The sequence below is a fragment of the Mesorhizobium sp. M7A.F.Ca.CA.002.04.1.1 genome (genome assembly GCF_004022805.1).
Taxonomy (GTDB): Bacteria; Pseudomonadota; Alphaproteobacteria; order Rhizobiales; family Rhizobiaceae; genus Mesorhizobium; species Mesorhizobium ciceri.
The window spans coordinates 1-8,979 of the sequence record NZ_RZPL01000170.1 but is presented as its reverse complement, the minus strand read 5'-3'; the positions used below and the strand labels follow the sequence as shown (position 1 = coordinate 8,979).

The window sequence follows — 8,979 nt, the reverse complement described above, 5'->3', positions numbered from 1 at the left end:
AGCTCGATGCGCAGGAGATCGCCAAGATCGGCCTTCTGCCAGCGTGAGCGCGTCAGCATGTCCTGGGAGGCCGCCATCGCCTGCAGCCTAGCCGAGAAGGACGCTGAAAACTCGTTGACGTCGGTCGCCCGCGATGCCGTCTGACGCGCGATCGCCAGCACCCTGGTGATCGAATTCTTGATGCGATGCTTCATCTCCTGCAGCATCAGGTCTTTTTCGATCAGGCTCTTTTCCGTCGTTTCGTGCAATCGCGACGCTGCCTCATAGGCCCGCTCCTGATAGCGCGCCACAAGCGCGATTGCGCCCGCCAACAGCAGGCCGAACAGCCCCAGCATCACCGGAATGGCGCGCGACGACGGCTGCGAGAAGGCGCTTGTCGGCCGGAACAGGACAGTCCATGGCTGTCCGGCGACGATGATCTTTCGCGTGACCAGCAGCCTGTTCCCGAAAGTGGAAGCCGGCGGCGTCTCCGACCGGAACAACAGATTGTCGCCGTTCACGGCACCATCGCCATCATAGATTTCGGTGTTGACCGGCAAAAGCGGCGACCGGCTGAGCGCGGTCTGGAACAGATCGCGAGCCCGGAAGGCCGCATAGAGAAAACCTGATGTCGAGGATCTCGAAGCATTGATGACGTCGGGAGCGGTTTCGACATTGAGCCGCACGAAAACGAAGAAGCCGGTGAACGTCTGCGCGGCGCCCGTGTCCTGGCCCAGCTGCACCAGCCCGCTGGCATGCTGCTGGTCGTCGGACATCGCCTTTTCGATCGCCGCACGCCGCACCGGTTCGCTGAACATGTCGTAGCCGATGCCGGCTTGATTGGATGGATCCAGCGGTTCGAACAGCACGATAGGGGTGCGCCAGGGTTGCGTGGTGTCCGGGTAGATTGGATGACTGACGCCATAATCGTGCAGCATGTCGCGTTCGACCGTCGCCTCGTCGCCCGTCTTTGCCAGCCTGAGGAAGCCGATACCGCGCAAGCCGGCGAAATTCTTGTCGACATCGAGCGCGGTGAAGAAGGCCTTGAACTCATTGCGAGAAATATCGCCATTGCGGGCGTCGAACAGGGCCTGCGTCGAGCGCAGCAGCGACAGATGCAGGTCGATGCGGCTCTCGATCCGGTTGAGCGCATCGTCGGCAGTCGCCTCGAACTTGATGCGCGCGGCTTCCTGCGTGGCGAAGTAGGCAAAACCTGCCATCACCATGCTGATCAGCGCGACGGCGATAAAGGCGATGATCGGGAAAAGCTTCTTCAACGGATCGTGCGGTCCCTGAGCAATGTCGGACCTTTATGCGCAAGTCGCCCTGCCAACACAATGCCAAGGCCAAGCCATCCCTACGGCTGGCATATCACGTGTCCGGCAACCGCGATCTGGCTTGATCTCAGGCCGCGATCTTCAGCGCGCCCGGTCCGGGAATGGCGCCTGGCGGGCATTTGCCCAGAATGATCATGCCCAGCACCTCGTCCTGGGTGACATCAGTGGTGCGGGCGGTGCCGACCACCTGGCCGTTCTTCATGACGCAGACCCGGTCGGCAAGCTCGAACACATCGTGGATGTCGTGGCTGATCAGGAAGATGCCGATGCCGTCGGACTTCAGCTGCTTGACCAGTTCGCCGACCTGCGTCGTTTCCTGCGGACCAAGTGCGGCCGTCGGCTCGTCCATGATCAGGATGCGGGCGTTGAACAGGATCGCACGCGCGATCGCCACCGATTGCCGCTGGCCGCCCGACAGCTTGATCACCGGCTCCTTGAAACGCTGGAACCGGGGATTGAGCCGACCCATCACCTTGCGCGCCTCGGCCTCCATGGCAACGTCGTCGAGCGTGCCCCAGGCGGTCATCAACTCGCGGCCGAGGAACAGATTGGCGGCGGCGTCGACATTGTCGGCCAACGCCAGCGTCTGGTAGATCGTCTCGATGCCGTATTTCTTGGCGTCGCGCGGGTTGGAGATCGATGCCTCCTCGCCGTTGACGAAGATCTGGCCCGAATCGCGCTTGTAGGCGCCGGACAGGATCTTGATCAATGTCGACTTGCCGGCGCCATTATGGCCGAGCAGCGCCACGACCTCGCCGGGGAAAAGATCGATCGAGGCGTCGTCGACGGCGCGGATGCCGCCAAACGCGATCGAGATGTTCCTCATGTCGATCAGCGCGGTGGCTGCAGGAGCAGTCTTGTCAGTCATGGCATGCCCTCCTAGACGCGCTTGCGATAGACGGTGTCGAGCCACACGGCGATCACCAGTACGGCGCCGACGACGATGCTCTGCAGCGGCGAGTCGACACCAAGCAGCACCATGCCGGACTGCAGCGATTGCATCAGCAGGGCGCCGAGCATGGCGCCGATGATCGTTCCCGACCCGCCGGCTAGCGACGTGCCACCGATCACGGCGGCTGCAATGACGAGCAGCTCGTCGAGCGTTCCAAGCACGTTGGTGGCCGAATTCTGCCGGGCCGAGGAGATCGCCGCGGCAATCGTGGCCAGCACGCCCATGATCATGAACACCTTCATGGTGATCCAGCGCGTGTTGATGCCGGCGAGATTGGCCGCCTCGGGATTGCCGCCGATGGCGAAGACATAGCGGCCGAAACGGGTGCGGTTGGTGATGAAGGTCATGACCAGCCCGACGGCGACCGCCATCAGCACCGGTATGGCGATACCGTGGGCGATGAACAGGCCGCCTTCGGGAACGGTGATGTTGTTGGCGGCCGCATATCTGTTCACGATGCCGATCGGCCAGGGGTAGGAGTTGGCGAGCCAGACCGCACCCATGATGGCGCCGCAGGTGACGACACCGAGCAGCGCCTCGGCCCAGATCGGACGTAGCGGAAAACGGAAACGCTTGCGCTGCACCCGCCCGTTGAACAGCCCAAACACCACGGCGAGGCAGGCGACGATCCCGACAACCCAGCTCCAGGTTGCGCCGATCGATCCCGCCGGCCCGCCGCCCATCAGCTGAAAGGTGGCGTTAAGCGGCGCCACGGTCTGGCCTGATGTGACCCACCAGGCAGCACCGCGCCAGACCAGCAGGCCGCCCAGCGTCACGATAAAGGCGGGCACTTCGAGATAGGCGATGACGAAGCCTTGAAAGGCGCCGATCAACAGGCCGAGCGCCAGGCCGATGACCAGCGCCAGGGCCCAGATCCACGGATTGCCGAGTTCGAGCCCGACAAAACGCACCAGGAAATGCACCTGGGCAAATCCCATCACCATGCCGATCAGGCCCTCGGCGGAACCGACCGACAGGTCGATGTTGCGCATGACGATGACCAGCACCATGCCGCAGGCCATGATGGCGACCGCGGATGTCTGCACCGACAGGTTCCACAGATTGCGCGGCGTGAGAAAGGTGCGGCTGTCGAAATCGAGCGGGTTGACGCCGAGGCGCAGGCTGGAAATGACATGCAGCCCAATCCAGATGACCAGCAGCGCGCCGATCATGCCGAGCATCCGGGTGTCGATCTCGGTCGCCTTCAGGAACCGGGCGACGGCGCCGAGTTCCGACGCGCGCGCCGTATCGGCCTGCGGGTTGGACGTCGTGTCGGTCATGATTTCCTCCCACCGGCTGGCCGTCTGACGCGCATGCCGGAGCCCAGCCTAGAAGCTATCCGCATGATGCGGAAACACAATTCTTTGAGAAAACGCCGCGGCTTTTGGGCCGCGGCGTTCAGATATTTCGAAGTGGTCCGGATCAGTTACAGGCCGCGACGGTGCCGGCAGCGACACCCGCGCAGACTTCGTCCTTCTTGATCCAGCCAGCGTCGATGACGACGTTGAGATTGTCCTTGGTGATGGCAACCGGAGTCAGGAACAGCGACTTGACGGTGTTGCCGCCCGGCGTCGTGAAGTCCTTGGCGCCGGCGATGTCGCTCGTCTTCTTGCCGTCGGCCAGTTGCGAGGCGATCTCGGCGGCATTCTTGCCGAGCTCGCGCGCGTCCTTCCACACCGACACGGTTTGCGTGCCCAGGGCGATGCGGTTCAGCGCGGCGTGGTCGCCGTCCTGCCCCGAGACCGGCACGGTGCCGGCCAAGCCTTGAGCCGTCAGCGCCGCGACGACGCCACCGGCAGTGCCGTCATTGGCCGCGACCACCGCGTCGACCTTGTTGTCGTTGGCGGTCAGGAACTGTTCCATGTTCTTCTGGGCGTTGGCGGGCAGCCAGCCATCCGTGTAGGCTTCGCCGACATTCTTGATCTTGCCGCTGTCAATGGCTTCCTTGAGCACTTCCATCGAGCCCGAGAACAGGAAGTCGGCATTGGGATCGGCACCGGAGCCCTTGATGAAGACGTAGTTGCCTTCCGGCTTGACCTTGAACACTTCGCGGGCCTGCATGCGGCCGACTTCCTTGTTGTCGAAGGTCAGATAGAAAACATCCTTGTTCTCGATCAACCGGTCATAGCCGACGACCGGAATGCCTTCGTCCAGGGCTTTCTGCACGGCCGGGCCGATGGCCGAAGCATCCTGCGCCAGGATGATCAGGGAATTGGCGCCCTGCGAGATCAGGCTTTCGACGTCCGTAAGCTGCTTGCCGGGATTGGACTGCGCATCGGCGGAGATGTACTTGTCGCCGGCGGCCTCGATCGCCGTCTTCATGGCGGCCTCGTCGGTCTTCCAGCGTTCCTCCTGGAAGTTGGACCACGAAACGCCGACGACTTTGTCCTTCGCCTGCGCGACAGACGCGAGCGTCAGCGACATGGCGGCACCCGCCAGGATGGCGGCTGTGAATCTTTTCATATTATCCTCCCTGCGCCGCGTATGGCGCGACCAAACTGGCCCGAAGGCCGGCACAAAGGCCCTATTTTTTCGAGCCTCGAAAAAATACTGGGCCAACGCCCGAACGCTGTCAACATCGATTCTGATGGATTTTGATGTCGTTTCGAATTTTTTTCGGGCCTCGGAATAAATAAATGACACGGCGCGCGGCTTCTGCCAGTATTTGACCGCGTCACCGACAGCGTTCCAGGGCAGGAAGAACCGCGGCGACCGGGAGGATATGAAAGAGCATGTCGGTCGGAATCCGCCACGACGATTTGCGCCGCCGCAACCGCGCGATGGTGATCGCGGCGGTGCGCCGCGCCGGACAGCCGTCGCGCACCGAGATCGCCGCAACCACAAGCCTCAGCCATTCGACGATCTCGGCGATCTCATCCGACCTGATCGTCGAAGGTATCCTGACCGAAAGCAAGCCGAGCGAGGCCGGCTCGCTCAAACGCGGCCGTCCGCAGGTCGGCCTCAGCCTCAATCCGGAAGCGGCCGCGGTAATGACCGTGGTGCTGTCGCTGAACTTCCTCTCGGTCGCCGTCATCGACTATGCCGGCCAGGTAATATCCGAGGAACAGCGCCGGCTCGACACGCTGACGATGTCGCGCGACTCGCTGATCGGTGAGTGCACGGCAATCGTGCGGCGCCGCCTGGAAGATCCCGACCTGGACGTGCGCAGCATCGCCCGTATCGCGCTGGCCGTCCAGGGCATCACCGACACCCGTGCCCGCGCCATGCTGTGGTCGCCGATCACGCCGCACACCGACATCGCCTTCGCCGACATATTCGAAGACGAGTTCGGCATCCCAGCCATTATGGAGAACGATTGCAACATGATGGCGGTGGCGCTGCGCTGGCGCGACCCCGATCGTTACCGCGACGATTTCATCGCTATCCTTTTGTCGCACGGCATCGGCATGGGGCTGGTGCTGAAGGGCGAATTGTTCACCGGCACCCATTCCTCGGGCGGCGAATTCGGCCACATGATTCATCGGCCGAACGGGGCGCTGTGTCGCTGCGGACGGCGCGGCTGCGTCGAAGCCTATGCCGGCAATTATGCCATCTGGCGCAACGCGCGGCAGATGGGCGAGGATGCAGAACCCGTCGCCGATGTCAGCGATGCCGACATGCGCGCCCTGGCTGCCGCCGCCCGCGAAAGGGACGGACCCGAACGGGAAGCCTATCGCAAGGCCGGCGAAGCGCTCGGCTACGGCCTCGGCAGCCTGTTCGCGCTGATCGATCCGGCGCCGGTCGCCATGGTCGGCGTCAGCGCCGCCGCCTTCGACCTGATCGAGCCGGCATTGCGGCAAGCGATTGCCCAGACCGCCGGCGGCCAGCATTCCAAGTCGATTTCCTTCGACACCGAGCCGAACGAACTGCCGCTGATCCGCGAAGGCTGCGCCATGCGGGCGCTAATCTTCGTCGATCAGGAGATTTTTGCGCCGGGCGTGCAGGCGAGATCCGGTCTCGGCGGCAAGAACGTGGCGTGAGTTCAAACGAGGGAGTTCAGTCCTCGCGAATGGCGTAACCCGCCCCACGGATGGTGCGGATGACATCGGGCATACGGCCGTTGTTGACCGCCTTGCGCAGCCGGCCGACATGCACATCGACCGTGCGTTCGTCGATGTAGATCGTCTCGCCCCAGACATTGTCGAGCAGTTGGCTGCGCGAGAACACGCGGCCTGGATGGCGCATCATGAATTCAAGCAGGCGGAATTCCGTCGGCCCGAGCCGGATTTCGCTCTTCTTGCGATAGACACGGTGCGATTCGCGATCGAGCACGATATCGCCGACCTTGAGCACGCTGGACAGCACTTCCGGCTTGGCCCGGCGCAGCAGCGCCTTGACCCTGGCCATGAACTCCGGCGTCGAGAAAGGCTTGACCAGATAGTCGTCGGCACCGGTCGAGAGGCCGCGCACGCGGTCGCTTTCCTCGCCTCGCGCGGTCAGCATGATGATCGGCAGCCGCTCGGTCTCGGGACGCATCCTTAGCCGGCGGCAGAGTTCGATACCGGAAACCGCAGGCACCATCCAGTCGAGCACCAGAAGGTCTGGAACGTTCTCCTGCAGCCGGATTTCGGCCTCGTCGCCGCGCGTCACCACCTCGACCTGGTAACCTTCGGATTCGAGATTGTAGCGGAGCAGCACGCCTAGCGGCTCCTCATCCTCCACCACCATGATGCGTGGCGCGATCATCGGCTGGTCACCCCTGTCATGCCGCTGGCGCGGACATTGCCGTCTCGTCCTGCTTCGGACGGTTGGCTGGCAACTGCGTGCCGGTCAAAACATAATAGGCATTTTCGGCGATGTTGGTCACGTGGTCGCCGATCCGCTCGAGGTTCTTGGCGCAAAACAACAGGTGCGTGCACGCCGTGATGTTGCGCGGATCTTCCATCATGTAGGTCAGAAGTTCGCGGAACACCGATGTGTATTTGACGTCGATGCGTTCATCATTGTTTCTGAGCGTGGCAAGCGCTGCCGCGTCAGCGGCGGCATACTCGTCGACGACCCCCTGCACCTGGATCAGCACCAGCTGCGCCATTGCGTCGATCGAATGCGAAAGGTCGTGCGGCGTGACGCTCAGCCCGACAGTGCCGACGCGCTTGGCGATGTTCTTGGCAAGGTCGCCGATGCGCTCGAGGTCGCCGGCCATGCGGATCGAACCGACCACCGCACGCAGATCGTTGGCCATTGGCTGGCGCTTGGCGATCAGCGTGATGGCACGATCGTCCAGCTCGCGCTGGCGTGCATCCATGATGGCGTCGTCGGAAACCACCCGCTGCGCCAGCGCATTGTCCGAATTGAGCAAAGCCCTGGTCGAGCCACCGACCATCGAGCGGGCGAGATCGCCCATGTCGCGGATCAGCTGGCTGATCTGCTCCAGATCCTCATCGAAAGATGCAACGGTATGTTCACCCATGATCTTCGTCCCTCATATGCCAGAGATCAGCCGAACCGGCCGGTGATGTAGTCCTGGGTGCGTTTGTCGTCGGGGGTGGTGAACATCTTGTCGGTGGCGCCCTCCTCGACCAGATAGCCAAGATGGAACATCGCGGTGCGCTGCGACACGCGCGCTGCCTGCTGCATCGAATGGGTGACGATGACGATCGTATAGTTCTGACGCAGTTCGTCGATCAGTTCCTCGACGCGAGCGGTGGCGATCGGGTCGAGCGCCGAACACGGTTCGTCCATCAGGATCACCTCGGGCGACACGGCGATGGCGCGTGCAATGCACAGGCGCTGCTGCTGGCCACCGGAAAGACCCGTGCCAGGTTCCTGCAAACGGTCCTTGACCTCGTTCCAGATCGCCGCCTTCTTCAGGCTGGACTCGACGATCTGATCCATGTCGGCCTTGCGCTTGGCCAATCCGTGGATGCGCGGACCATAGGCGACGTTCTCGTAGATCGACTTTGGGAACGGATTGGGTTTCTGGAACACCATGCCGACGCGCGCCCTGAGTTCGACGACATCGATGTTCTTGTCGTAGATGTCCTCTTCGTCGAGCGTGATCTTGCCGGTTACCCGTGCTGAATCGATGGTGTCGTTCATGCGGTTGAGGCAGCGCAGGAAGGTGGACTTGCCGCAGCCGGAGGGGCCGATCAGCGCCGTCACCTGGTTCAGGCGGACGTCGAGATCGACGTCGAACAGCGCCTGCTTCTCGCCGTAGAACACGCCGACCTTGTCGCCGCGCATTTTTATCACTTCGTTCGACTTCATCTTGTCGCCCACTGCGTTTTCAAGGGACTGTTCGGTCATGATGTTCATACCAAAATGCCTTTTTTCTACCAGCGCCGCTCGAACCGACGCCGAAGCACGATCGCGGTGATGTTCATGGCCATGAGGAAGACGAGCAGGATGATGATGGCGCCGGACATACGCTCGACGAAGGCGCGTTCGGCCTCGTTCGCCCACATATAGATCTGCACCGGCAGCGCGGTGGCCGGATCGAAAGGCGTCGTCGGTGGATCGGCGACGAAGGCGACCATGCCGATCAACAGCAGCGGCGCGGTTTCGCCGAGCGCGCGCGCAAGACCGATGATGGTGCCGGTGAGGATGCCGGGCGCGGCAAGCGGCAGGATGTGCTGGAACACCATCTGCATCTTGGAGGCGCCAAGGCCGAGAGCTGCCGAGCGGATCGACGGCGGCACCGCGGCAAGCGCGGCGCGCGTCGCGATGATGATCGTCGGCAGCGTCATCAGCGTCAGCACCAGGCCACCGACG

Annotated in this window: 9 protein-coding genes; 1 reads left to right on the top strand and 8 read right to left on the bottom strand. The window is 62.9% G+C overall.

Features of this window, described 5'->3' with window-relative positions; all coding sequences use genetic code 11:
* The 4 genes from ENZ75_RS11685 to xylF form a co-directional block, all read right to left on the bottom strand.
* Positions 1 to 1,256 (bottom strand): CHASE domain-containing protein (locus ENZ75_RS11685; RefSeq protein WP_128278109.1); only part of this gene is annotated, 1,256 nt, incomplete at its 3' end.
* A 127-nt stretch (positions 1,257 to 1,383) separates the two neighbouring features.
* On the bottom strand, positions 1,384 to 2,184 hold the full coding sequence (locus tag ENZ75_RS11680) for an ATP-binding cassette domain-containing protein (RefSeq protein ID WP_063169144.1): 801 nt from the start codon (positions 2,182 to 2,184) through the stop codon (positions 1,384 to 1,386).
* A gap of 11 nt (positions 2,185 to 2,195) precedes the next feature.
* Positions 2,196 to 3,548: a sugar ABC transporter permease gene (locus tag ENZ75_RS11675; protein ID WP_063169145.1), complete on the bottom strand. Its 1,353-nt coding sequence runs from the start codon at positions 3,546 to 3,548 to the stop codon at positions 2,196 to 2,198.
* A 142-nt stretch (positions 3,549 to 3,690) separates the two neighbouring features.
* Entirely contained in the window at positions 3,691 to 4,731 is a 1,041-nt protein-coding gene (gene xylF, locus ENZ75_RS11670; RefSeq protein ID WP_013529274.1) for a D-xylose ABC transporter substrate-binding protein, read from the bottom strand.
* 269 nt (positions 4,732 to 5,000) lie between these two features.
* Between xylF and ENZ75_RS11665 the strand changes: the two genes are divergently transcribed.
* A complete protein-coding gene (locus tag ENZ75_RS11665; protein WP_063169146.1) occupies positions 5,001 to 6,248 on the top strand; it encodes an ROK family protein in 1,248 nt (415 codons plus the stop codon).
* 16 nt (positions 6,249 to 6,264) lie between these two features.
* Here the strand turns inward: ENZ75_RS11665 and phoB are convergent, their stop codons facing one another.
* The 4 genes from phoB to ENZ75_RS11645 form a co-directional block, all read right to left on the bottom strand.
* Positions 6,265 to 6,954, bottom strand: a complete 690-nt coding sequence (gene phoB, locus ENZ75_RS11660) for a phosphate regulon transcriptional regulator PhoB (protein ID WP_010911896.1) — start codon at positions 6,952 to 6,954, stop codon at positions 6,265 to 6,267.
* Between the two features lie 16 nt (positions 6,955 to 6,970).
* Positions 6,971 to 7,678, bottom strand: a complete 708-nt coding sequence (gene phoU, locus ENZ75_RS11655; RefSeq protein ID WP_013529272.1) for a phosphate signaling complex protein PhoU — start codon at positions 7,676 to 7,678, stop codon at positions 6,971 to 6,973.
* Positions 7,679 to 7,704: 26 nt separating this feature from the next.
* Complete coding sequence (gene pstB, locus ENZ75_RS11650) at positions 7,705 to 8,523, bottom strand: phosphate ABC transporter ATP-binding protein PstB (RefSeq protein WP_013529271.1); 819 nt, start codon at positions 8,521 to 8,523, stop codon at positions 7,705 to 7,707.
* Between the two features lie 17 nt (positions 8,524 to 8,540).
* The coding region (locus ENZ75_RS11645; protein ID WP_128278108.1) for an ABC transporter permease subunit at positions 8,541 to 8,979 on the bottom strand (439 nt) is incomplete at its 5' end.

Coding starts and splice junctions, on each gene's coding strand:
- pstB (WP_013529271.1), bottom strand. CDS start 8,523: ATGAACATCATGACCGAACAGTCCCTTGAAAACGCAGTGGGCGACAAG.
- xylF (WP_013529274.1), bottom strand. CDS start 4,731: ATGAAAAGATTCACAGCCGCCATCCTGGCGGGTGCCGCCATGTCGCTG.
- phoU (WP_013529272.1), bottom strand. CDS start 7,678: ATGGGTGAACATACCGTTGCATCTTTCGATGAGGATCTGGAGCAGATC.
- ENZ75_RS11675 (WP_063169145.1), bottom strand. CDS start 3,548: ATGACCGACACGACGTCCAACCCGCAGGCCGATACGGCGCGCGCGTCG.
- ENZ75_RS11665 (WP_063169146.1), top strand. CDS start 5,001: ATGTCGGTCGGAATCCGCCACGACGATTTGCGCCGCCGCAACCGCGCG.
- phoB (WP_010911896.1), bottom strand. CDS start 6,954: ATGATCGCGCCACGCATCATGGTGGTGGAGGATGAGGAGCCGCTAGGC.
- ENZ75_RS11680 (WP_063169144.1), bottom strand. CDS start 2,184: ATGACTGACAAGACTGCTCCTGCAGCCACCGCGCTGATCGACATGAGG.